21 protein-coding genes and 1 pseudogene are annotated in these 22579 nt (G+C 35.7%); 21 read left to right on the forward strand and 1 reads right to left on the reverse strand.

Features of this window, described 5'->3' with window-relative positions:
* The first annotated feature begins 82 nt into the window (after positions 1 to 82).
* From Ana3638_RS15720 to sigG, 7 genes are all read left to right on the forward strand, one after another.
* Positions 83 to 1228 (forward strand): FtsW/RodA/SpoVE family cell cycle protein, encoded by a 1146-nt coding sequence (locus Ana3638_RS15720; RefSeq protein WP_161838879.1) that lies wholly within the window; start codon positions 83 to 85, stop codon positions 1226 to 1228.
* A gap of 86 nt (positions 1229 to 1314) precedes the next feature.
* A complete protein-coding gene (gene murA / locus Ana3638_RS15725; protein WP_161838880.1) occupies positions 1315 to 2568 on the forward strand; it encodes a UDP-N-acetylglucosamine 1-carboxyvinyltransferase in 1254 nt (417 codons plus the stop codon).
* A 47-nt stretch (positions 2569 to 2615) separates the two neighbouring features.
* Positions 2616 to 3362 carry a cell division protein FtsQ/DivIB gene (locus Ana3638_RS15730; RefSeq protein ID WP_161838881.1) on the forward strand — a complete coding sequence of 249 codons (747 nt, stop codon included), beginning with the start codon at positions 2616 to 2618 and terminating at the stop codon, positions 3360 to 3362.
* Positions 3363 to 3562: 200 nt separating this feature from the next.
* Positions 3563 to 4801, forward strand: a complete 1239-nt coding sequence (gene ftsZ, locus Ana3638_RS15735; protein ID WP_161838882.1) for a cell division protein FtsZ — start codon at positions 3563 to 3565, stop codon at positions 4799 to 4801.
* 382 nt (positions 4802 to 5183) lie between these two features.
* On the forward strand, positions 5184 to 6128 hold the full coding sequence (locus Ana3638_RS15740) for a sigma-E processing peptidase SpoIIGA (RefSeq protein ID WP_161838883.1): 945 nt from the start codon (positions 5184 to 5186) through the stop codon (positions 6126 to 6128).
* A 57-nt stretch (positions 6129 to 6185) separates the two neighbouring features.
* Positions 6186 to 6926 carry an RNA polymerase sporulation sigma factor SigE gene (gene sigE / locus Ana3638_RS15745; protein WP_161838884.1) on the forward strand — a complete coding sequence of 247 codons (741 nt, stop codon included), beginning with the start codon at positions 6186 to 6188 and terminating at the stop codon, positions 6924 to 6926.
* A 103-nt stretch (positions 6927 to 7029) separates the two neighbouring features.
* Entirely contained in the window at positions 7030 to 7809 is a 780-nt protein-coding gene (gene sigG, locus Ana3638_RS15750) for an RNA polymerase sporulation sigma factor SigG (protein WP_161838885.1), read from the forward strand.
* Between the two features lie 199 nt (positions 7810 to 8008).
* Here sigG and Ana3638_RS15755 read toward each other — a convergent pair whose 3' ends face one another.
* Complete coding sequence (locus Ana3638_RS15755) at positions 8009 to 8272, reverse strand: YlmC/YmxH family sporulation protein (RefSeq protein WP_161838886.1); 264 nt, start codon at positions 8270 to 8272, stop codon at positions 8009 to 8011.
* Positions 8273 to 8642: 370 nt separating this feature from the next.
* Here Ana3638_RS15755 and nrdR point away from each other — a divergent pair, with 370 nt between their 5' ends.
* The 14 genes and pseudogenes from nrdR to Ana3638_RS15825 all read left to right on the forward strand — a co-directional run bounded on the left by nrdR (position 8643) and on the right by Ana3638_RS15825 (position 22572).
* Positions 8643 to 9107 carry a transcriptional regulator NrdR gene (gene nrdR / locus Ana3638_RS15760; RefSeq protein ID WP_161838887.1) on the forward strand — a complete coding sequence of 155 codons (465 nt, stop codon included), beginning with the start codon at positions 8643 to 8645 and terminating at the stop codon, positions 9105 to 9107.
* 126 nt (positions 9108 to 9233) lie between these two features.
* Complete coding sequence (locus Ana3638_RS15765; RefSeq protein ID WP_161838888.1) at positions 9234 to 9776, forward strand: GNAT family N-acetyltransferase; 543 nt, start codon at positions 9234 to 9236, stop codon at positions 9774 to 9776.
* Positions 9777 to 9938: 162 nt separating this feature from the next.
* Positions 9939 to 11474 carry a YifB family Mg chelatase-like AAA ATPase gene (locus Ana3638_RS15770; protein ID WP_161838889.1) on the forward strand — a complete coding sequence of 512 codons (1536 nt, stop codon included), beginning with the start codon at positions 9939 to 9941 and terminating at the stop codon, positions 11472 to 11474.
* 81 nt (positions 11475 to 11555) lie between these two features.
* Complete coding sequence (gene dprA, locus Ana3638_RS15775) at positions 11556 to 12644, forward strand: DNA-processing protein DprA (protein WP_161838890.1); 1089 nt, start codon at positions 11556 to 11558, stop codon at positions 12642 to 12644.
* A 44-nt stretch (positions 12645 to 12688) separates the two neighbouring features.
* Positions 12689 to 14752, forward strand: coding sequence for a type I DNA topoisomerase (topA, locus tag Ana3638_RS15780; protein ID WP_161838891.1), 2064 nt, complete (start codon positions 12689 to 12691; stop codon positions 14750 to 14752).
* 293 nt (positions 14753 to 15045) lie between these two features.
* The gene (gene codY, locus Ana3638_RS15785) at positions 15046 to 15816 is read left to right on the forward strand and encodes a GTP-sensing pleiotropic transcriptional regulator CodY (RefSeq protein WP_161838892.1); all 771 of its coding nucleotides are present in this window, start codon (positions 15046 to 15048) and stop codon (positions 15814 to 15816) included.
* A 287-nt stretch (positions 15817 to 16103) separates the two neighbouring features.
* Entirely contained in the window at positions 16104 to 16493 is a 390-nt protein-coding gene (gene flgB / locus Ana3638_RS15790; RefSeq protein WP_161838893.1) for a flagellar basal body rod protein FlgB, read from the forward strand.
* A gap of 11 nt (positions 16494 to 16504) precedes the next feature.
* Entirely contained in the window at positions 16505 to 16945 is a 441-nt protein-coding gene (gene flgC, locus Ana3638_RS15795) for a flagellar basal body rod protein FlgC (protein WP_161838894.1), read from the forward strand.
* A 13-nt stretch (positions 16946 to 16958) separates the two neighbouring features.
* On the forward strand, positions 16959 to 17270 hold the full coding sequence (locus Ana3638_RS15800) for a flagellar hook-basal body complex protein FliE (protein WP_161838895.1): 312 nt from the start codon (positions 16959 to 16961) through the stop codon (positions 17268 to 17270).
* Positions 17271 to 17294: 24 nt separating this feature from the next.
* Positions 17295 to 18890 carry a hypothetical protein gene (locus Ana3638_RS15805; RefSeq protein WP_161838896.1) on the forward strand — a complete coding sequence of 532 codons (1596 nt, stop codon included), beginning with the start codon at positions 17295 to 17297 and terminating at the stop codon, positions 18888 to 18890.
* Positions 18891 to 18928: 38 nt separating this feature from the next.
* Positions 18929 to 19939, forward strand: coding sequence for a flagellar motor switch protein FliG (fliG, locus tag Ana3638_RS15810; protein ID WP_161838897.1), 1011 nt, complete (start codon positions 18929 to 18931; stop codon positions 19937 to 19939).
* Entirely contained in the window at positions 19932 to 20759 is an 828-nt protein-coding gene (locus Ana3638_RS15815) for a FliH/SctL family protein (RefSeq protein WP_161838898.1), read from the forward strand. Before fliG ends, Ana3638_RS15815 begins: the two co-directional genes overlap by 8 nt.
* 42 nt (positions 20760 to 20801) lie before the next feature.
* A pseudogene (fliI, locus tag Ana3638_RS15820) lies at positions 20802 to 22111 on the forward strand (flagellar protein export ATPase FliI).
* An 8-nt stretch (positions 22112 to 22119) separates the two neighbouring features.
* Complete coding sequence (locus Ana3638_RS15825; protein ID WP_161838899.1) at positions 22120 to 22572, forward strand: flagellar export protein FliJ; 453 nt, start codon at positions 22120 to 22122, stop codon at positions 22570 to 22572.
* Positions 22573 to 22579: the final 7 nt, after the last annotated feature.

Here is a 22579-nt window from a genome sequence, read left to right on the forward strand (position 1 = left end):
ATTTAGATTAATTGACTAGAATAAAAATAAATTCCAAATCCGGCAGTATGATACGTACATTTCGTACAGATAGGAGCAATCAATGACTAGAGCAGAAAGAGAACAGGGAAAATTAAAAAAATTCCATAGCTACTATGATTACAGTCTTCTGTTCTTAACACTGTTTCTGGTATGCTTTGGGTTGGTTATGATTTATAGTACCAGCTCGTATAATGCAAGCAGAGATTTTGGAAATCCGGCTTTCTATTTGGAAAAACAAGGAGCCTTCGCAGTACTTGGTACGGTGGTTATGTTAATTGTATCAAAAATAGACTATCGTATTTATATTACAAAATTACCAATTCTAAAAATGAAGCCAGTTACATTACTGTTTATATTTTGTATTTTATTACAAACCTATGTTTTGATTTTTGGTGCGGAAATCAACGGTGCGAAACGCTGGATTGATTTAGGACCGCTTGGCAGATTTCAGCCATCAGAGCTTTCCAAAATAGCAGTAATCTTATTTACTGCATACATAGTAAATTTATCACCGGTAAAACTGGATAAATTCAAAGGTTTTATAAGGGTAGCCGTATTTATCGCTCCATTAATTGTATTGGTCTTAATACCTAACTTTAGTACTGCATTAGTAATGTCCGCTATCATGGTTGCAATTTGTTTTGTAGCCAGCAGGAAAAAATTATATTTTGTCGCATCCGGAATCATAATGGGAGCAATCGGAGCTGCTTTTGTATTCGGGGTAAGTTACCGAAGCACCCGTATAGATGTTTGGAGGAATGTTGAAACCCATCCAAAAGGATATCAGATTTTGCAGGGATTATATGCCATCGCATCCGGAGGAATTTTTGGCAAAGGACTTGGAGAGAGTATGCAAAAGCTGGGCTTCATACCGGAATCCCATAATGATATGATTTTTTCCGTAATTTGCGAGGAACTTGGACTTTTTGGAGCAGTCGCCGTAATCATGTTATTTGTTTTAATGGTATGGAGATTATTTGTGATCGCGATCAATGCCTCTGATTTATATGGAGGTCTCATTGCTACAGGAGTACTGACACATATCGCAGTACAGGTTTTACTTAATATAGCCGTTGTTACCAATACAATTCCCTCCACAGGAATTCCGCTGCCTTTTATCAGTTACGGAGGTAGTTCTTTAATGGTTTTACTGTTTGAAATGGGAATTGCGCTAAGTGTTTCAAACCAGATTAAATATGAGAGATAGGTATTTACTATTACCATTTGGCTACAGGCACAAATCAAAGAATATTTCATATAGTAATTGTATATTCAAGTTTGATGAGGTGCACCATGGCATTTATAGAGATCATTGGAGGAAAGCAGCTGAATGGTGAAGTTAACATACAAGGTTCAAAAAATGCAGTATTACCGATTTTGGCAGCTACTGTACTGATAAATGGAATAGTAAAGCTGAATAATTGTCCCAAGATATTAGACGTTTTTCATATGATTAAAATATTGGAGGCAATCGGTTGTAACATATGGTGGGAAAAATCTTCTCTCATTATTGATACAACTAAGCTTAATACATCGACGGTTCCGGAAGATTACGTCAAGATGATGCGGTCTTCCATCATATTAATGGGTGCTTTATTAGGCCGTACACATTCGGTAACCATTACGTATCCGGGGGGATGTACCATTGGTGCAAGACCAATTGATTACCATTTAAGTGCTTTTCAGGATATGAACGTCTCATTGGAAGAAGAGGACGGGCTGATTAAATGTACTACTACAGGTATAAAAGGCAATGATATATTCTTAAAATTCCCGAGTGTGGGGGCAACGGAGAATGTAATACTTACCGCAGTTTTAGCCTCAGGCAAAACCAGTATAATCAATGCTGCAAAAGAGCCGGAAATAACAGAATTATGTAAATTTTTAAATGCTGCCGGTGCAAAAATCACAGGTGTCGGAACGGAAACGATTGAAATCATAGGAGTTGATTTTTTACGCCCTACTGAATATACCGCTTGTTCCGACAGAATCGTAGCAGGTACTTACTTAGCTGCTGTAGCCGGAACCGGAGGAGAAGCGGTATTAACAGGTATAGGCAAAGATAGCCTTAATACTGTTATTAAGTTGTTGCGGGAGATGGGCTGCAGTATATTAACAGGAGAAGACTATATTATAATTGCTTCTTCGGGAAGACCAAAGCCAATACCTTTTATCCGTACCATGCCCTATCCTGGTTTTCCAACGGATATGCAGTCCCAAATTATGTCAGTTCTTATGATGGCTACAGGTACCAGCAAAATTGTAGAAGAAATATTTGAGGGAAGATACCAAAATGTAAAAGAACAGATTAAATTTGGAGCAGATATTCGCATCTCCGGAAGGGAAGCTACTATTTACGGTGTGCCCACCCTTTATGGATGTGAGGTATTTGCCAGTGAATTAAGGGGTGGTGCAGCACTGGTTATTGCTGGACTTATGGCAAAAGGTAAAACAACTATATATAATCCTTATTTTATTGAAAGAGGATATGAGGACATATGTAGAGATTTAAGAGGGTTAGGTGCAGACATCAAAATGATAACCTAGTATTAAAAAGCAGCAAATAGCACGCAGTGAATACGATAGGAGCTGAAATGAAGGAACAGAGGGTAAAATATCATAATAACGGTTTATTACTGGGCTTGATGAAATTGCTTATTCTCTGCCTTGTTATAATCATTCCTGCGTTTATACTGTTTGTAACCTGCAGGCTGGATACGGTTATTGTAGAAGGCAGCAGTCATTATACAAATGAAGAATTACAAGACAAAGTGATTACCAAAAAGACAGATCGGAATACAATCTTACTTTATCTTCGTTATAAATACGGCAAGGTAGATAGTATTCCATTTGTCGAAGATATAGATATCGAATTGGTAAACAAAAATACAGTAAAAATACATGTATATGAGAAAGTAATTACCGGCTGTATAGAATTTATGGGTGGTTATATGTATTTTGACAAAGATGGTATTGTTGTGGAAAGTTCGAATGAAAAATTGGATGAGGTACCGTTTATAACGGGTTTAAGTTTCAACCGGATTATTTTATATGAGAAACTCGAAGTTCAGAAGAAATCCTTGTTCCATGTAATTCTTAATATTACGCAGTTAATTAAGAAATTCGGATTAAAAATCAATACGATTCAATTTAATTCCAATTTGGATGTTACGCTATACAGTGGGGATATTAAGATTTTGTTAGGAAAAAGGGATACTTATGATGAACAGATTGCTGAACTAAAGAATGTGTTACCAAAGGCAAAAGGTAAAAAAATTATTTTGGATATGACGGATTTTAAAGAGAGACAAGATGAAATAATTGCCAAACCTTTGAAGTAAAAAAATATTAATTTAGGGTTGATTATTTTAGTAAATAAATATATTATATACTATAGGTAAAGAATATACTCGTCTAATTATACATATAAGCAGGACAAGCGTATGAAAGGGAAATTTTAATCTAATTTGAATATGTTATTAGTTTATCAGGGTTATGAAATATAGTATAGAACGATTAGTATAGTGAAGGAGGAAGTACCTTGCTTGAGATAAGAACAAATGAAGCTGATTCAACTGCAAAAATACTTGTTATTGGAGTAGGGGGTGCAGGGAATAACGCTGTTAATAGAATGATTGAAGAGAACATCATTGGAGTGGATTTTATTTGTGTTAATACGGATAAACAGCACTTGAAGAATTGTAAAGCACCACAGTGTGTTCAAATTGGCGAGAAGTTAACAAAGGGGTTAGGAGCAGGTGCTCAACCTGAAATCGGAGCCCAGGCTGCTGAAGAGAGCAGGGAAGAGTTAACTGAAATTATCAAAGGCTCGGATATGGTATTTGTTACCTGCGGTATGGGTGGCGGAACAGGAACCGGTGCAGCACCGGTAGTTGCCCAGATTGCCAAAGAGATGGGGATCTTGACGGTAGGAATTGTGACAAAACCATTTAAATTTGAAGCAAAAGCCCGTATGAACAATGCATTAAGCGGAATTGAAAAACTGAAGGAACATGTAGATACTTTGATTGTAATACCTAATGATAAATTACTTGAGATTGTAGACCGAAGAACTACTATGCCGGATGCACTTAGAAAAGCAGATGAAGTATTGCAGCAGGGTGTGCAGGGAATTACGGATTTAATTAATGTTCCCGGCTTAATTAACCTGGATTTTGCCGATGTACAGACAGTTATGAAGGATAAAGGAGTCGCACATATTGGTATTGGTGTTGGCAAAGGAGATGATAAGTGCGTAAATGCAGTAAATCAAGCTATCACCAGCCCATTATTAGAAACTACAATACAGGGTGCTACCCATGTTATTATTAATATCTCCGGAGATATAAGTCTTATTGAAGCTAACGAAGCAGCAACTATGGTTCAGGAATTATCCGGTGACTCTGCTAATATTATCTTTGGTGCCATGTATGATGAAACTACTCCGGATGAAGCTACGATTACTGTAATTGCTACCGGTTTAGACAGTAAAGCTTCCGGAGTTAAAGAACAGGTATCCGGACCCAGTTTTTTGAAACAGCCAAATACAAGATCCGAATATAAATTTAACAGCGGGGTAAATACTTCATCCTCTTATGCGAAAGCGCATTCGCAAGTAGCTGCAGCAAACAGCAGCAACAACATAAATAGAACACCTTCACAAAATTACGCAGGTTCAAATCCTATTTCTTCCGGCAGCAGTCCTTTTAATACCGGAACGACGGAACCTAGCGGTATAAAAATACCAGAATTTTTACAGAAAAACCGAAATCATAAATAAATAATAAAAAAATATTGAAAAGAGCCTGTCTCAACTTTTACCGAAAGTTGGGACAGGCTCTTTTTCGTTTCAAAGGAAAGTTCTAAGAACTTCCGTATGAAATAAAAGTCCTCCGGGCAGGATACTCACGCATGCATACTGTAGTGTATTAGCATGGCATTTCTTCAGGAGGCTTGAAATTTGCAGGAAATATTATGCAACTTTAGTTAGAATATATTTGTAAAAAAAATACATATTTAAGTACCATAGTGATATATTAACCATTATTTTGTAAGTATGAGTAAATGAAAAAGACAAATTAATTACCAGAAAATGACAAATTCTACAGGGCAAAGAAGCTATAATAGGTAAAGAAATACAAGTTATGGAAGCGGGGGTGGACTTGTACCTTGAGATTTATGTAGATGTAATTTTTGTAATTAATTTTATCATGGATATCCTGTTGCTTCTGATAGTAAGGAAAATATTAAAGTATAAAAATTCTGTGTTCCGGTTATTGTCAGGAGCCGCTATAGGAGCCTTGGGAGCCTGTATACTGGCGGTTCTGCAGGGGCTAAACGGTTTGATTCAATTTTTAGCTGCTTATGTTGTAATTTGTTTTGCTATGATAATAGTTTCATTTCAGTTTAGAAACCTGGCGGCAACATTAAAAGCAGTTTTTATACTTTATATTACCACTTTTTTTTTAGGTGGGGTACTAAATTCACTTTATTATCACTCCATGTTGGGATATTATTTTACAGAATTAATTCAGGGAAGATTATTTCAGAATCTTAATATGGGTTATTTTGTCCTGGCGATTCTTGTAGGTACTTTAGCGGTGAAGATTCTTATTTTTACTGTAAATAACATACGAAGCGGGGAATTACAGACGTTTGAGACAGAATTAACATATGGAGATAAGAGTATTAAAATAATCGGATTGTTAGATACAGGTAATGATTTGTATGATCCGATTTATGGGAAGCCGGTAATAGTTGCAGAATTTGCTGCAATAGAACCGTTATTAACGGTACGCCAAAAGAATCAACTTCAAATAATGTTAGATACATTTGATGGAGGGCGCACCTTTTTGAATGAAAAGGGAAATTCATTAGAAAACAGCAATTTACAGGAACAGGAAGAGGAGCATTTTAATATTATTATGATTCCGTATCATTCAATCGGTAAAAAAAACGGTATGTTACCTGCAATAGTGATGAATCGGGTAGTTATATTTAATGGTGAAGAAAAGATATACAGCGAGAAAGTATATACGGCCATTAACAGGGAGAAATTGTCAAAAAGACGTGAATATCAGGTTATTTTACATAGGGGTATTATGTAACAGATAGGTACGGAAGTGGTGCATTGGGTGAAAGTGTAAAGGGAGGAAAAGTAAAAAATGCTATTGAAAATTACAATACCAAATAAAATTCAATTTAGGGTTATTCCTGACTTTAGAAGTATATTATTTAACGGTCATGGAGATATACATTATATTGGTGGAGCAGAAGTTCTTCCCGCACCATTGGATGCAGAAAGGGAAGCGGAAGAAATTGCAAAGCTGGGAACGGAATATGATACTGAGGCAAAATCTATTTTAGTTGAACATAATTTGCGGTTGGTTGTATATATAGCTAAAAAGTTTGATAATACCGGTGTTGGCGTGGAGGATTTAATTTCCATTGGTACAATCGGTTTAATTAAAGCAATTAATACATATAATCCGGACAAAAATATTAAGCTTGCAACCTATGCTTCCAGGTGTATTGAAAACGAAATATTAATGTATTTAAGGAGAAATAATAAAACAAAACTGGAAGTATCCATTGATGAGCCATTAAATGTTGACTGGGACGGAAACGAATTACTTTTATCTGATATTTTAGGCACGGAAGAAGATGTTATTTATAAAAATATTGAAGAAGAAGTGGATCGGAAACTTTTGGGAAAAGCGTTGTCTAAGCTCAGTGAAAGAGAACGAATCATCGTACAGTTACGATTTGGTTTAAATACGGAGGATGGAAATGAGAGAACCCAGAAAGAAGTGGCGGATCTTTTAGGAATTTCCCAATCTTATATTTCCAGATTAGAGAAGAAAATTATTAAACGGTTGAAAAAAGAAATGTTAAGACTGGAATAAAATTACTGCCAAAAAAGGAAATTATTACATTCTAATTTATCGTATAAAGAGAACCCAAATAGTGAATCATTAATTTAGTAAATATAATTTGGGAGGTTTCAATATGGCTCTTTATAAGGTAGAAATATGTGGTGTAAATACGTCGAAATTACCATTATTGAACAATAGTGAAAAGGAAGAATTATTTAAGCGTATATTAAAGGGGGATAAAGAAGCAAGGGAATTATATATAAAAGGTAATCTTCGGTTGGTACTTAGTATTATACAACGTTTTTCCAATAGCAATGAAAATGTTGATGATTTATTTCAAATTGGTTGTATTGGACTTATGAAAGCAATCGATAATTTTGACATTACGCAGAATGTTAAATTCTCAACTTACGCTGTTCCCATGATTATAGGCGAAATAAGGCGCTATTTAAGAGATAATAACAGTATACGTGTCAGCCGTTCCCTTAGGGATACGGCCTATAAAGCTATTTATGCCAAAGAAGCTTTATTAAAAAAGAATGATAAAGAACCAACCGTTTGTGAAATTGCCGACGAAATCGGTATGAGCAAAGAGGATATCGTATTTGCCTTAGATGCAATACAAAGTCCTGTCTCACTTTATGAACCTGTATATTCGGAAGGCGGAGATACGCTTTATATTATGGATCAGGTCAGTGATAAAAAAAATAAAGAAGAAAACTGGGTTGAAGAAATTTCTTTAAAAGAGGCCCTATCCAAATTATCTGAACGTGAAAGAAATATTATTGAACTGCGCTTTTATGAAGGTAAAACACAGATGGAGGTAGCCAAGGAAATATGTATCTCCCAGGCTCAAGTTTCCAGACTTGAAAAATCAGCTTTAAAAAGTATGAAAAATTATTTGGTACAATAATTATTAATATATTGATATGGTATAAGTGCATATTATATGATTGAAGACTTTAATAAAAATTCTGAAATTAAGAAAATACTTTAAAATAAAATATTATAATACAAGAACACTGGGTTGTTGCAAAATTCTTCAAATATAAAAAATATAAATAGTTACCTGTTAATATTTATTATAAGAAATTTTGCGACAACCATATTTTTTATAGGAAAGCAGATTTTACAAGAGCTTTCTCCGAATCAATATCTACTAGGATTACATCGGCACCGATCTGCTTGATACAGGTGTAATCAATCACATATTCCTGATCTCTCCCTAAGATTCCCCATATTTTACATGGACCAGGCACTATAAGCCGAACAACAATTCCGGTATGTATATCGATTTCCACATCACAAATAAAGCCAAGTCTTTCACCGTCTCTGCAGTTTATAACTTCCTTTTCTTTTAACTCACACATTCTCATCTTGCTAACACCTCACTGGATTCGGTTAAGCAGCTGCATTTATTATTAAATATATGTTTTAAAATATGGATATATGTAGAAAATGACTTGACCAAAAGGTAAAACTTCAATATAATCGAGCTATAATTATATTAAAATATTGGCAAGAAAAGAACTATATAACTAAATGAAGTTTAGTAAAATTGATTTAGGGGTAATTAACGAAAATTGATAATGAGAAAGAAGTATAAGGTTGAAAGGAAATATAAGAAGAGAAAGGATGCCACATACAGATTCTTTCAACCAGTGAATGATGTTTCACGTTTTATTAAGTGGCAGTACCGCAGACTTGTCTGTGGTATGCAATTGCAGATTGCAATGGGTGTAAACAATGAAATGTCCATTTTGCGGTAAAGAAAATACCAGGGTTATCGATTCAAGACCTGCAGATGATAACAGTTCTATCAGAAGAAGACGTCAATGTGATGAATGTTCCAAAAGATTTACAACATATGAAAAAGTAGAAGCGATTCCATTAGTCGTTATTAAAAAAGATAATAACAGAGAACCTTATGACAGGGCCAAGATTGAAGCGGGTGTATTCCGGTCCTGCCATAAGAGACCTATATCTGTTGACCAGATTAATGCTTTAGTGGATGAAGTAGAAAATGCCATCTTTAATTTGGAAGAAAAGGAAGTTCCCAGTTCTATTATCGGTGAAATACTAATGGATAAACTAAAAGATTTGGATCCGGTCGCCTATGTGAGATTTGCTTCCGTTTACAGGGAATTTAAAGATGTAAATACTTTTATGAATGAATTAAAGAAGATACTGGATAAGGATAATTTAAAATAATATTTTATTATCATGTATGGTTTCACAGCATAAAATATGAATATAAGGATGAGCTGGATTTAATCATAAAATATCCTGGAAAATAATCATTTTTAATTATTAAATTCATAATGAGGGGAGGTAGTTATGAAAGTATTGGAAACTGACAGGTTGTTGCTTAGAAATTGGGAGATTTCTGATTTGGAAGATTTTTATGAGTATGCTAAAAGTCCCAACATAGGGCCTATGGCAGGATGGAAACCTCATCAAAGTCTTGACGAATCACAGAAAATACTAAATTCATTTATTGAGGAGGAAGAAGTCTGGGCAGTAGTTTATAAATCGAATAGGAAAGTAATCGGCTCAATCGGATTACATAATGACAGAAAAAGAAATGCAGAAAACATAAGGATGATCGGTTATGTACTTTCCGAAAACTATTGGGGGCTGGGATTGATTCCGGAAGCGGTAAGAGAAGTAGTCCGCTATTCTTTTGAAGAACTGGATTTGGTGCTGATATCGATTTATCATTATCCATTTAATTATCAATCCAAACGGGTAATAGAAAAATGTGGATTCCAATATGAAGGAATTTTACGGATGGGAAGTCAGATTTATAATGGACAGGTATATGATGATGTCTGCTATTCCATTAAAAAAGAAGAATGGCTTTTAGGAACGGTTAACTAATTATTAGTTTAAATATTTTCTGAATAAGAGGTTTTGTTAATCTTAGATTGACAGAAACCTCTTTTATCTTTCAAAAAATTAACTTGTAAGAATCAGGGTTCTTTGTTATACTGAATCTGGATGATGTTTCCTTTTATTAGAGAGATAATGAAAGGAGCATGTATGTTCAGTAAAGCTTTCAGTGCTGCTGTGAACGGAATCGATGGCATCATTGTATCCGTGGAAGCGGATGTCAGTGACGGACTACCAATTTTTGATCTGGTTGGTTACTTGGGATCCGAAGTAAGGGAGGCCAGGGAAAGAGTCAGGATATCTCTGAAAAATTCCGGTTTTCAGCTGCCAGCCAAGAGAATTACCATTAATTTATCTCCCGCAGACCTTAGAAAAGAAGGTACTGCATTTGATCTGCCTATTGCAATCGCAATTTTAACCGCTTTCGGTTATATTCCCCAAGAAAATCTTGATAAAACTCTTTTTGTAGGTGAAATGAGCCTAAATGGTGAAATTAATAAGGTAAATGGTGTACTGCCTATTGTTTATACCGCATATAAGCTGGGTTTTGAACGTTGTGTCGTTCCGGTGGGAAATATTAAGGAAGGCGCCGTAGTACAGGGTATTGATGTTTATGGTATTAAAAATCTGCAGGAAGCAGTAAGATTTTTAAATAATGAAACAATCCTGGAACCATATTTTATTCATACGGAAGACCTGTCTTTTACCAGAGAAGATGCGGACAATCTGGACTTTTCCGATGTGACCGGACAGGAACTGGCGAAAAGAGCAATAGAGATAGCAGTATCCGGTATGCACAATATCCTTATGGTCGGACCTCCCGGAGCCGGGAAAACTATGCTGGCTAAGAGAATTCCAACAATTATGCCTGAACTAACCTTTGAAGAAAGTTTAGAAATATCAAAGATCTACAGTGTATCCGGCTTATTAAATAATAACTGTTCCTTAATTCAAAAAAGGCCGTTTCGTTCTCCACATCATACAATTACTGCCGCAGCATTAGCCGGCGGCGGCAGAACTCCCATGCCGGGTGAGATTAGCTTAGCCCATCTCGGTGTCCTTTTCCTTGACGAATTTCCCGAATTTAACCGTAATACCATAGAAATATTAAGACAGCCCCTTGAAGAAAGTGAAGTTACCATTGCAAGACTTTATGGAACTTATAAATATCCGGCGGATTTTATGCTGGTTACAGCCATGAATCCATGTTCCTGCGGATATTATCCGGACCGTAACAAATGCAACTGCTCAATAAATCAGGTAAAGCGGTATATTGGGAAAATAAGCAGGCCGTTATTAGACCGGATTGATATTTGCATTGAAGCACTGCAGGTTAATTATAAAGACCTGGAAAATCATAAACTATCGGAGACTTCGGAAAGCATTCGAAAGCGGGTTATGTCAGCCAGAGAGATACAGTTAGAACGTTACAGGGATGAAATATTTTATTTTAACTCCCAACTGACACCTAAAACCATAAATCAGTATTGCAAGTTAGGCAAAAAAGAAAAGGGCCTGTTGGAGAAAGCTTTCACCAGGATGAATTTAAGCGCCCGGGCATATCACAGGATATTAAAAGTATCACGCACGATTGCCGATTTGGACGGTTCCGAGGACATTAAAGAAAAACATTTAAGTGAAGCGATTTGCTATAGATCATTAGATAAGAAATATTGGGAAGATTAGATATAATAACAGGCAGTAAAACTTAAAGATAAAATATTGTTTTATATATACCATTATTATGGAACAGGAGAGGAAAAAAGCATGATAAATAAAGAATATTGGTTTTGGTTATGCAATCTGGATGGGATTGGTGTTAAAAAAATACAGGCAATATTGGATTTTTTTGAAACACCGGAACAGGTTTTTATGGATAAAGGTACTGGGCTGAATCAAATCGGAATATTAACGGATGCTGATAAAGATACAATTATAAATAGTAAAGAGGTGGGAAGAATACAAGAAAACTATGCTAAATTAATCAGCAAAGGCATATATTTTGTAACGAAAGAGGAGGCTCATTATCCGTCTAAACTGCATAATATATACAATCCGCCGTATGGTCTTTATGTTAAAGGGAAATTACCGGAAGAGAACAGGTTAAGCATCGCAATCGTAGGGGCCAGAAACTGTTCTGATTATGGTAAAGAAACTGCCGGATACATTTCTTACGAATTGGCAAGTGCAGGTGTCCAGATTATCAGCGGACTGGCAAGGGGAATTGACGGTTATGCTCATGATGGCGCTCTTGCGGCAGGAGGTTATACCTGTGCAGTTGAGGGGTGCAGCGTTGATATCTGCTATCCCAAAGAGAACTTTAACATATATATGGAAATGCAGCAAAAGGGTGGGATCGTATCAGAATACGGGCTTAATTGTTATCCGAAAGCCTGTAATTTCCCGATAAGAAACCGTTTGATCAGCGGTATGTCCGACGGAATATTAATAATAGAAGCAAAAGAAAAAAGCGGTTCTTTAATTACGGTAGATATGGGTTTGGAGCAGGGGAAAAATATTTATTCTATTCCGGGAAGAATAAACGACCTCCTGAGTGCGGGATGTAATAACCTGATAAAAATTGGTGCCAAGATGGTTACAGGACCGGAAGATATACTGGATGATTATGGAATTATTTATAAAAATTGTAAAAACCAAATGAAAAAAATTGATAAATTACTTGAAACCAAAGAAAAAATAGTGTATGCTTGTTTAAGTTTCTTTCCAAAGCATATGAATGAAATAGCTGGAGAGACTAATTTAAGTATAATGGAATTAACGGAAATTCTTGTGAACTTAGAATTGAAAAATTATATTAAACAAATCAGAAAAAATTACTATGTTTATATATCTTAATTATATATTGAAACATTATAGAACCAAATAAGGGGAGTGGGTATATGTCAAAAAATCTAGTTATAGTGGAATCACCGGCTAAGGCGAAAACAATAAAAAAGTTTTTAGGTAATAATTATGAAGTTATAGCATCAAACGGACATGTGAGGGATTTGCCGAAAAGCCAGTTGGGAATTGACGTAGAAAATGATTATGAACCTAAATATATTACAATAAGAGGAAAAGGTGATTTATTAGCTAAAATTAGAAAAGAAGTGAAAAAAGCAGATAAAGTATATTTAGCAACTGACCCTGACCGGGAAGGAGAAGCTATTTCCTGGCATTTATCTAAAACCTTAAAGTTAGATGAAGCGAAATCCAGCAGAATCACATTTAATGAAATAACAAAAAATGCAGTAAAATCTTCCATAAAGCAGGCACGGGATATTGATATGAATCTGGTGGATTCTCAGCAAACCAGAAGAATATTGGATCGTATGGTAGGTTATAGAATCAGTCCCGTCCTATGGGCTAAAGTAAAACGAGGTTTGAGCGCGGGGCGCGTTCAATCTGTTGCTCTTCGAATTATTTGTGACAGGGAAGAAGAAATAAATGCATTTGTACCGGAAGAATACTGGAACCTGGAAGCTGTTTTTCATATAAAAGGTGATAAAAGGCCTCTGGAAGCTAAATTTAACGGTTACGGCAGTGATAAGACAGTGATTCATTCGGAAGATGAATTAAATGATATTTTAAATAAACTTAAGGATGCCGAATATAAAATTACGGAAATAAAACGAGGAGAAAGACAGAAGAAATCACCGCTTCCTTTTACAACCAGCACATTACAGCAGGAAGCTGCTAAGAATTTAAATTTTTCAACCTCCAAAACCATGCGTTTGGCCCAGCAATTATATGAAGGGGTAGATGTTGCAAATCATGGTACGATCGGTTTGATTACCTATCTTCGTACTGACTCTGTCAGAATTTCAGAAGAAGCGGATGTAGCAGCAAGAGATTTTATAACAGCCAATTACGGGGGCGATTTTGTTGCAGATAAGGAAAAAAGTAAGGATAGCGGTAAAAAGATACAGGATGCCCATGAAGCAATCAGGCCTACTTATGTAGACATAACACCTGTTGCACTTAAGGAATCCCTAAGCAGGGATCAATTCCGACTATACCAGTTGATCTGGAAACGATTTATTGCCAGCAGAATGCAGCCTGCTAAATATGAAACAATTTCTGTTAAAATTGATGGAAACGGATACCGTTTTTCTACTTCCGGTTCTAAATTAATATTTGATGGTTATATGTCCGTATATACAACGGAAGAAGATGAAAAGCAAAATAATCTAATGCTAAAGGATTTAACGGAAGATGCCGATTTAAATTTAAAGGAATTTAACCCTTCCCAGCATTTTACACAAGCTCCGGCACATTATACGGAAGCATCTCTGGTTAAAACATTAGAGGAGCTGGGTATTGGAAGGCCAAGTACTTATGCACCTACCATTTCAACGATTCTAGCCCGCAGATATGTTGTGAAAGAAAATAAAAATTTATATGTAACTGAACTTGGGGAAGTCGTTAATAATATTATGAAACAAGCATTTCCAAGTATTGTAGATGTAAATTTTACAGTGAATCTGGAGTCCCTTCTTGACAGGGTTGAAGATGGATCGGTTGCATGGAAAACGGTAGTGCGTAATTTTTATCCTGATTTAGAGGCTGCCGTTTCCCAAGCAGAAGAAAGCCTGGATGAGATTAAAATAGAAGATGAAAAAACTGATGTAATATGCGAAGAATGCGGCCGTAACATGGTTATAAAATACGGCCCGCATGGTAAATTCTTAGCTTGTCCGGGATTCCCCGATTGCCGTAATACAAAACCTTATCTGGAAAAAATAGGAGTTGCTTGTCCGATGTGCGGCAAAGATGTGGTTATCCGTAAGACCAAAAAAGGAAGAAGATATTACGGATGTGAGAATAATCCGGAATGTGAATTTATGACCTGGCAAAAACCATCGGAAAGCAGATGCCCAAAATGTAATGGAATTATGGTTGAAAAAGGATCAAGTTTAGTATGTAATGACGAAAAATGTGGATGTATTGTTGCTAAAAATTGATAAATAAGATAAAAATAACATTTTTTTTGGTATATGTGTGTCAAAATACGTGAATAACTATTGTTTTTATGAAAAATGTATGGTAAGATTTATTTGATGACACAATTATGAGGCTTATTCGTTTAAATTATAGAGAATTTTATTAGTTTCTATAATCAGATGTACGGCGGTAAAGTACACCGCCATTATCAGAAATTTGAGAGTAAATTCTGATAAATTAATATGTGAATAGTACAGATGGATACTGGGAGAAGATAAGTATCAAATCGGTGGGGGTACTGGGAGGATGTTACATGAGCGTACAGTTGCTAGACAAGACAAGAAAGATTAACAAACTATTACACAATAATAATTCCCATAAGGTTGTCTTTAATGATATTTGTGAAGTATTAAGTGAAATTTTGGAATCCAATATTCTTGTGATAAGTAAAAAGGGTAAAGTATTAGGAATTAAGAACAGGGATGACATCACTGAAATCAAGGAATTAATTAAGGACACAGTAGGCGGATATATTGACCAGTTATTAAATGAAAGATTGTTAAATATATTGTCTACAAAAGAGAATGTTAATTTGCTGACTTTAGGGTTTGAATTTGTACAGGAGAATAATTATCAGGCGATCATAAATCCAATTGATATCGCCGGCGAAAGACTTGGTACTTTATTCCTATATAAAAGCAGCAAACAATATGATCTGGATGATATTATATTAAGTGAATATGGTACTACGGTTGTCGGTCTTGAAATGATGCGTTCCGTTAATGAAGAAAATGCCGAAGAGAACAGGAAAGTTCAAATTGTTAAATCGGCTATCAGTACACTGTCATTTTCCGAATTGGAAGCTATTATTCATATATTTGAAGAATTGGAAGGCAATGAAGGAATTCTGGTTGCCAGCAAAATTGCAGACAGGGTCGGTATAACCAGATCCGTAATAGTGAATGCGCTGCGCAAATTTGAAAGTGCGGGAGTAATCGAGTCCAGGTCATCCGGCATGAAAGGTACTTACATTAAGGTATTAAATGATGTGGTATTTGATGAATTAAAAAAATTGAATAAATAATTATAATAATGAATTTTATTAATAGTTTGAAAATTTATGAAGTTATATTTTAAATAAAATAAAATGATTTATTTAGGACTGTGATTTTTATAAAATTTATACAAAAATTAAATAATTAGGGGGATTTATGATGATTTTGTACATAAATCCCCTTTTTTGATGTTTTATTACAATCTTGTCGATAAAATTTTACATTTTATGATATAATAGTACTAGTTGTTTAAATATTGCTTGTTTTTTTGTCATAAAATAATTATAATTATACCAGATACGAAAGGAGTGTAAATATGATAGGTTCGAATGCATTTAATTATATCAATGTCTTGAATAAAGCAGCAGATGCCAGTTGGATGAGGAATAAGTTAATAACCAATAATTTAGCGAACGTGAGCACACCAAATTATAAAAGAAAAGATATAGAATTTCAGACTTATCTGGCAAATGAACTAAAAGGGGAGGGAACCTTAGATCAGAAAATTGCTGATATAGACCTGAATTCTTTAGAAGCTTCTGTATATACAGATCATTCTTCATTAAGTTATCGTCTTGACGGAAATAATGTTGATATTGATACGGAATCAGCAAATGAGGCAGAAAATCAGATAAGATATTATTCATTGTTAGATGCCATGACGCAGGAATTCAGCAGAATTAAATCTGTTTTGACCAATAATTAGGAGGGGAATATATGTCTATAATAGATGGAATGAATGTCAGTGCAAGCGGAATGACTGCACAGAGATTAAGAATGGACATCATATCACAAAATATTGCTAACGTAAAAACGACCAGGGATGAAAACGGGGAAGTATACAGACGAAAAATGGTGGTGTTTGCAGAAAAAGGAACAGATTCCTTTGCAGATATATTAAATAGTAAAACTGGTGTAAAAGTAGGTAACGGAGTAAAAGTAACTCAGATTGTAGAAGATACCAAGACACCTATGGAGATGGTTTATGATCCTTCCCATCCAGATGCAAATGAAGAAGGATATGTTGCATATCCAAATGTAAACACGGTAACTGAAATGACAAATTTAATTGATGCAAGCAGATCATATGAAGCTAATGTTACAGCTTTTAATGCCACTAAGAATATGGCTTTAAAGGGATTAGAAGTAGGGAAATAATAGGGGGTAACTTATGGACATAGCATTACTGAATAGTATATCGGATCTTAGTACGTTTGACAGAAATACAGCTACAGTTAATAAAACGAATAAGAATGAAACTTTTGAGAACTTGTTTCAATCAGCACTCTCCATGGTAAAGGATACAAACGATTTAACGAATACTGCTGAGAAAGCGGAGATGTCTTATGCATTGGGTTTTAATGAAAATACCCATGATTTGCAGGTTGCACAGTGGAAGGCCAACCTATCACTGCAATATACGGTTGCAGTAAGAAATAAGGTATTAGAATCTTATAAAGAGATTATGAATCTCCAATTCTAACTCGATGACTAGAGGAGCAGTAACATGGTAGACAAACTAAAACAGATACCGGTTCAGCTATTAAATCAATGGAATAAATATACCAGCAAACAGAAAACAATTATTATTAGTGTAATTGCTACTGTTTTTTTGGCATTGATTATCTTAGTAACATTTATGAACAGGACGAGGTATCAAACTTTAATTGTAAATGAAACAACAAAGGATGCAAGTGCTGTAGCAAAACTATTGGATGACGAAGGGATTGTTTATAAACTTGGTAGTGATAAAGTTACTATTATGGTGGATAAAAAGAAATATTCAGATGCTCTTCTTTTGGTTTACAGCAGTGATGTTCCTACCTCCGGGTTAACTATGGAACAATTGATGAATAATGATTTGAGCACTACCAATAGTGACAGGAATTTAAAGAATCATTTATATATACAATCAGAAATCAGAAAATATTTAATTACAATGACCGGTATTAAAGATGCACAGGTTACTTATGTGCCGCAGGAGAATACTTTCAGTGTGTTATCTGAAAAGCAGGATTATCCGGCCAGTGTGGCTTTAACCATCACGGATGAATTTAATATATCTACTGCCCAGGCTGTTGCAGAATATGTTGCAGCGGCAATAGGTAACGAATCTACAGAGAAAATTAAGGTAATTGATCAGAACGGCAACCTCTTATTTGGAGGCAAAGATGATTTGTATTCTGGAAGTGCCAACTCTGTCTTGGATTATCGCGAAAAACTTCAAAATACATATAACAACAATATCTATATGCTTATGATGAAATTAGGTTATAATGACGTTCAGCCTATGTTTAACTGGGTGCTTAATATGGACAAGGTTACAGAATTATACACCGAACAGATTCCTGCAGAAGGTTCGGACCAGGGCTTATATAAAACGTATTATTCCTATGATACCCAAAATACAAGTAATGATGCAGGGGGAACACCGGGTACTGATTCTAATGATGAGACCTCTTATGATGTACAGACGGATAAGAATCAAGGTTCCTCATCCTCACAGGTTAAAATTGAGTATTTGCCAAGCGAAAGAGTAACCAATACGGAATATGAAGTCGGTGCCGTAATACCGGATCAATCCTCCGGTAGTATTGTATGTACCAAGGTTGTAACTTATAAAGAGGAAGACTTAAAAGCTCAGGGCTTGTTAGATGGGACGACATTTAATCAATATGTAGCACAAAACCAGGATAGGAAACCGATTACAATTGGTGATGACATTTACAATATGGTATCAAATGCTACTGGTATACCGGTTGATCGATTATCTATTGTTGCATATGAACAACCAGTATTTGTGCCGAAAGAAGCAAACGGAAGAGGTCTCACTTTCTACCTTCAGATTATTCTGGCTTTGTTAATTATAGCTTTATTGGTATATGTAGTATTTAAAGGTACTTCACCGGTTGAAGTAACGGAATTAGAACCGGAATTATCGGTAGAACAGCTCTTGGCTACAACAAAAGAAAACCAGTCTTTGGATGATATAGAATTTAGTGAGAAATCTGAGACTAAGAAGATGATTGAAAAATTTGTGGATGAAAACCCTGATGCAGTGGCCCAATTATTGAGAAACTGGCTGAATGATGAATGGGGTTAAAGAAACTGTATTGCAAGTAACTTAAAGGAGTATACCATATGGCTAAGAATAGTGAAATAACAGGGGTCCAAAAAGCAGCGATTCTTTTAATTGCCCTGGGACCCGAAAAGTCGGCCAGTATTTTCAAACACCTCAAAGAAGATGAAATAGAACAGCTGACCTTAGAAATTGCCAATACCCGTAGTGTTTCACCTGCTACGAAAGAACAGGTCTTGGATGAATTTTATGAAATTTGTTTAGCTCAGCAGTATATTGCCGAAGGTGGTATCGCTTATGCCAAAGAACTTTTGGAGAAAGCTTTAGGGGAAGAAAAAGCGAAGGATGTTATTGGTAAACTAACGGCTTCCTTGCAGGTTCGTCCTTTCGAATTTGTACGAAAAACAGATGCAAGTCAGATGTTAAACTTTATACAGGACGAACATCCGCAGACGATCGCTCTTATTTTGTCATACCTCTCCTCAAGCCAGGCTTCATCCATTATTTCAGCTCTGCCTCCGGATAAACAGGCGGATGTAGCAAAACGTATTGCTCAAATGGACCGTACTTCACCGGATGTTATTAAAGAAGTGGAAAGAGTACTGGAACGTAAGTTATCCTCTTTGGTAAATCAGGATTATACTATCGTTGGTGGTGTAGATTCCATCGTAGCTATTTTGAATACAGTTGACCGTGGAACTGAAAAACACATTATGGAAACTTTGGAAATCGAAGAACCAGAATTAGCCGATGAAATCAGAAGAAAGATGTTCGTATTTGAAGATATTCTCTCTCTTGATGATAAATCGATACAGAGAGTACTTAGAGAAGTTGACAATAACGAGTTGGCAGTTGCCTTAAAAGGCTCCAATGAAGAAGTACAGACAGTTATATTTAACAACCTTTCAAAACGTCTTGCTACAATGATTAAGGAAGATATGGAATTTATGGGTCCTGTCAGATTAAAAGATGTTGAAGAAGCACAGCAAAAGATTGTTAATATAATAAGAAAATTAGAGGACTCCGCTGAAATTATTATTTCCAGAGGTGGAGGTGACGAGATTATTGTCTAATATTATAAAATCACGATTTATTTATGTAAATGGTGAGAATAAAAAAGTTATTGATTCGAATGAAAGAAGCGAGCAATTTCGTCTGATAAACCTAACGAAACAATTTAATACAGATTCCGCCTGGGAAGAAACAGCAGCTGTAAAAGAAGAGGAAAGTGCAATCTTTACGGAGGGAATTAAAGCCACAGTCATAGATACGGTTTCCCAGGAAGAGGAAGAAGAAGTATGGAATCAGAAACGGGAAGAAATCTTGAACGAAGCAAAAGAGCAGGCTGAACAAATCTTAAAATCCGCAGAACTGGAAGCAAAGAGAACCAGTGAACTTCTTTATGAGGAAGCGCGTAATAAGGGGTATCAGGATGGTTTGGATAAGGGAATGTCGGAAATCAGGCAAAAGGAAATTGAGCTGGAGCAGTTAACCCGGAAGCAGAATCTGGAATATCTGGATCAGATAAAGAATCTGGAACCACAGTTTGCTGAAATCGTTGCTTTGCTGGTTGAAAGAGTTACCGGAATTATAGCGGAAGATAAAAAGGAAGTAATTCATTATCTGATACATAAAGCAATGTTAAATGCTGATAACAGTAAAACCTATATAATCAGGTCTTCACCGGATGATTTTGACTTTATAATGTCGAAAAAAGACGAATTAATAGCTCTTGTAAAAGAAGAAACAACAGTTGATATTACTTTAGATAAAGAGCTTCTGAAAAATCAATGTTTAATAGAAACGGATACCAGTATAATTGACTGTAGTCTGGATGTTCAATTAAGTAATTTAATACAGGATATTAAACTTTTATCCGGTAATCTTGATTAGCAGATTTAAATCTATCATAAAACTATGAAATGGGAGCCATTTATGATTACTGTAGATTTTAATAAGTACCGGAATTTAGTTGACAAATCATATGAAAAATCTCTGGGGAAAGTAGTTAAAGTTGTTGGCTTAACCATTGAATCCATTGGTCCCAAAGCAAATCTGAATGATTTATGTCTTATTGTCTCAAAGGATAAAAAACAGACTGTTATGGCTGAAGTAGTTGGATTTCGGGATAACCGGATATTATTAATGCCTTACGGTAATGTGGAGGGTGTTGGGGTTGGAAGTACGGTGGAATCCACTAATGAACCGCTAAAAGTCTGGGTTGGTGAAAGTCTGCTTGGCAAAACCTTAGACGGATTAGGAAGACCGATTGATAATTCCAGTCTTGAACTTACAATCGGTTATTCAGTGGAAGCGGAGCCACCGGATCCTTTGAAACGAAAGTTAATAGACGAAGTACTACCGTTAGGAGTGAAAGCAGTTGATGCTATGATAACTGTTGGCAAGGGGCAGCGTATTGGAATTTTTGCCGGCAGTGGTGTAGGAAAGAGTACCCTCCTTGGAATGTTTGCAAGAAATACGAAAGCAGATATCAATGTGATTGCTTTAATTGGGGAGCGTGGAAGAGAAGTAAGGGAATTTATTGAAAGAGATTTGGGAGAAGAGGGTTTAAAACGTTCGGTAATGGTGGTCGCTACATCGGACAAACCGGCTTTAATCCGTAAAAAAGCGGCGAAAACTGCAACAGCCATAGCGGAATTTTTCAGGGATCAGGGGAATGATGTATTGTTAATGATGGATTCTCTTACCCGTTTTTCCATGGCACAAAGAGAAATCGGTTTAGCTTCCGGTGAACCGCCGGTTTCCAGGGGTATCCGCCCAGCGTTTATTCCGAAATGCCTAAATTATTGGAACGAGCAGGTAATTCCGAACACGGGTCTATAACAGGCCTCTATACGGTATTAGTTGATGGTGATGATTTTAACGAACCGATAACGGATACAGCACGAGGTATATTAGACGGGCACATCATGCTGACCAGAAAATTAGCCAATAAAAATCACTATCCGGCTATCGACGTACTTCAGAGTATATCCCGTGTTATGTCATCCATTGTTTCAAAGGAACATAAAGCGGCAGCCGGAAAGTTGAAAATGGTTTTAGCGACTTATAGTGAAGCGGAAGATTTGATAAATATCGGTGCCTATAAAAACGGATCCAATAAAAATATTGATTATGCTATATCAAAGATTGATATAGTGAATGAATTTTTAATGCAGGATGTTGATAATAAATTGGAATTTGGACAAATCATAGATTCCTTAGCGGAGATTTTTGAGGATTAGGTGAATAAATGGCTACTAAGTTTGTCTATAAGATGGAAAATATTTTATCCATTAAATATAAAATAGAAGATCAGGCAAAGACAGCTTACGGTTTTGCACGTATGAAACTTACGGAAGAGGAAGATAAATTATTGACTCTAAAGAATAAGATAATCCTTTATCAGGAACGTAAAAAAAGTCTTATGTTGTCCAGACTAAAACTTCTGGAAATACGAAAATGTGAGGAAGCAATAGAAATAACGAAACATTTTATTGAGCAGCAGCAAATTGCCGTTAAAAAAGCGGAAAAACAGCTTGAAAGCGCACGTTTGCGTCTAAATGCGGCTATGCAGGACCGAAAAACCCATGAAAAATTAAAGGAAAATGCTTTGACAAATTTTTTTAATGAATATGAAGCAGATCAAAGAAAAGAAATCGATGAATTAATCAGTTTTAGATATAATAATCCTACCGATTACTAGGAGGAAA

Source organism: Anaerocolumna sedimenticola (assembly GCF_009931695.1).
Taxonomy (GTDB): Bacteria; Bacillota; Clostridia; order Lachnospirales; family Lachnospiraceae; genus Anaerocolumna; species Anaerocolumna sedimenticola.

What these genes read in the sequence shown, in the direction of transcription:
- Ana3638_RS15720 (WP_161838879.1), top strand. Translation starts at nt 83, where the DNA reads ATGACTAGAGCAGAAAGAGAACAGGGAAAATTAAAAAAATTCCATAGC.
- murA (WP_161838880.1), top strand. Translation starts at nt 1,315, where the DNA reads ATGGCATTTATAGAGATCATTGGAGGAAAGCAGCTGAATGGTGAAGTT.
- Ana3638_RS15730 (WP_161838881.1), top strand. Translation starts at nt 2,616, where the DNA reads ATGAAGGAACAGAGGGTAAAATATCATAATAACGGTTTATTACTGGGC.
- sigE (WP_161838884.1), top strand. Translation starts at nt 6,186, where the DNA reads ATGCTATTGAAAATTACAATACCAAATAAAATTCAATTTAGGGTTATT.
- sigG (WP_161838885.1), top strand. Translation starts at nt 7,030, where the DNA reads ATGGCTCTTTATAAGGTAGAAATATGTGGTGTAAATACGTCGAAATTA.
- Ana3638_RS15755 (WP_161838886.1), bottom strand. Translation starts at nt 8,272, where the DNA reads ATGAGAATGTGTGAGTTAAAAGAAAAGGAAGTTATAAACTGCAGAGAC.
- nrdR (WP_161838887.1), top strand. Translation starts at nt 8,643, where the DNA reads ATGAAATGTCCATTTTGCGGTAAAGAAAATACCAGGGTTATCGATTCA.
- Ana3638_RS15765 (WP_161838888.1), top strand. Translation starts at nt 9,234, where the DNA reads ATGAAAGTATTGGAAACTGACAGGTTGTTGCTTAGAAATTGGGAGATT.
- Ana3638_RS15770 (WP_161838889.1), top strand. Translation starts at nt 9,939, where the DNA reads ATGTTCAGTAAAGCTTTCAGTGCTGCTGTGAACGGAATCGATGGCATC.
- dprA (WP_161838890.1), top strand. Translation starts at nt 11,556, where the DNA reads ATGATAAATAAAGAATATTGGTTTTGGTTATGCAATCTGGATGGGATT.
- topA (WP_161838891.1), top strand. Translation starts at nt 12,689, where the DNA reads ATGTCAAAAAATCTAGTTATAGTGGAATCACCGGCTAAGGCGAAAACA.
- codY (WP_161838892.1), top strand. Translation starts at nt 15,046, where the DNA reads ATGAGCGTACAGTTGCTAGACAAGACAAGAAAGATTAACAAACTATTA.
- flgB (WP_161838893.1), top strand. Translation starts at nt 16,104, where the DNA reads ATGATAGGTTCGAATGCATTTAATTATATCAATGTCTTGAATAAAGCA.
- flgC (WP_161838894.1), top strand. Translation starts at nt 16,505, where the DNA reads ATGTCTATAATAGATGGAATGAATGTCAGTGCAAGCGGAATGACTGCA.
- Ana3638_RS15800 (WP_161838895.1), top strand. Translation starts at nt 16,959, where the DNA reads ATGGACATAGCATTACTGAATAGTATATCGGATCTTAGTACGTTTGAC.
- Ana3638_RS15805 (WP_161838896.1), top strand. Translation starts at nt 17,295, where the DNA reads ATGGTAGACAAACTAAAACAGATACCGGTTCAGCTATTAAATCAATGG.
- fliG (WP_161838897.1), top strand. Translation starts at nt 18,929, where the DNA reads ATGGCTAAGAATAGTGAAATAACAGGGGTCCAAAAAGCAGCGATTCTT.
- Ana3638_RS15825 (WP_161838899.1), top strand. Translation starts at nt 22,120, where the DNA reads ATGGCTACTAAGTTTGTCTATAAGATGGAAAATATTTTATCCATTAAA.